Genomic DNA, 1464 nt, shown 5'->3' on the forward strand with positions numbered 1-1464 from the left:
GGATAACGACGTTTGTATTGCTTCAAACGCATGGTTAAGTCGAGATCTTCTGCAGTATGCGTATCCCACCCCCCAACTTGCTTAAGAAGGTTCTTTCGAAACGCTCCGAATGCGCCAGAGATGTTATTGAGCACACCCCACGTCGCCATCCCTGTTTTACCTGCTTGCATAGACAGCATGTACTCCAAGGATTGCATTTTGGTTAGTAAGTTGGCGTTGTGGTTGCGAACTCTTAACGCACCACCGCTAGCAATCACATTTTTATCCGCAAACTGTTTCATCATGGTGAAAACCATGTCGTTATCGAATGAGGTATCTCCATCTACGTTAATGACAATTTCACCGCTGGCCATCGATAAGCCGGCATTCAATGTTGAAACACGGCCTCCACGTTGCCACTTTGGCAAGACACGAACTTTACGATTACGGACACCTGTATGTCTTCTCTCACCATTTAATGCGGCTTGATAGGTATCTTGGTTTTGCACCGCCCCATCAACCACTGCGAGTATTTCAATATGACCTGGGTAAACTTGCTCAACTAACGTATCGATGGTGATCCCAATCGCCTCTCCCTCACCGTAGCAAGTGATAACGAAGCTTACTGATGGAAATCGTTTTAACTCTGGCTCTTCTCGCATATATGACCAACGAAATATCCCTGTTAACACCAACAAATACAGCGGCAACTCTATGATGATCATTACTGGAAACAACAATAGCCATAGTTCTTCATTGTGAAGAAGCATGCCTCGAAGATAGTCGAGTAAAACGAGACTATCTTGCAGCATAGATCTCACCCATCAACGATTCGATCCAAACAGAAACACCACCTTCAATGACCGGATCAGGCAAATCCCAAGCAAATACGTCCAACTCAAATTCTTCGTCTTCAACAAGATCACCCAAATCCGATAATTTTTGCTGTAAAACGGACAAGCTTGCGTTGGTCGTGTTTGGCATTAGGACAAGCAACACATCCTGTTTGTACTGACAACATATGTCCGTATCTCGAAACAAGCCGCTAAGACGGCGCGTCAGTTGATCCATCAACGAGAATAATTTGGCATCACCATATTGCTTACCGTATTCATCAATCGTCGGTAAGTGTAATCCAAGTAGAAGATGCTGCTCTTTGTGTCTCAATGCGACTTTATTTAGCCACGCCAGTAGGTTTTGGAAAAAGCTGACTTCGACTTTTCCTTTAATCGATAACTCAGGAGCCTGAATAGACTTTGCGTGCTGGAAGATGTACTCACCGACTTCGCCAAGTCGATATTGATAAATTTTACGAACAACAAGCTCTTCAACTTTGAGCTTTGAGTCACAGCTCAAACATTGACTGATGGTAGCAGCCTCGACAAACAAACTAGAGCAACTATGGCACACATGATTTTCAAGCGGACGGTCATAGTCCACACCAATATGGCGTAGCTGAGTCAGACATTTTGGACATTCAAGCTT

The 1464-nt window shown here is 44.2% G+C and carries 2 protein-coding genes; both read right to left on the bottom strand.

Features of this window, described 5'->3' with window-relative positions; all coding sequences use genetic code 11:
- Positions 1-791: glycosyltransferase family 2 protein (locus R7P67_RS24190; RefSeq protein ID WP_318086238.1), on the bottom strand; the 791-nt coding region annotated here is incomplete at its 3' end.
- Positions 778-1464 (bottom strand): diguanylate cyclase domain-containing protein (locus tag R7P67_RS24195; RefSeq protein ID WP_318086239.1); only part of this gene is annotated, 687 nt, incomplete at its 5' end. The genes R7P67_RS24190 and R7P67_RS24195, both read right to left, overlap by 14 nt.

This window comes from Vibrio sp. Vb0937 (assembly GCF_033338855.1).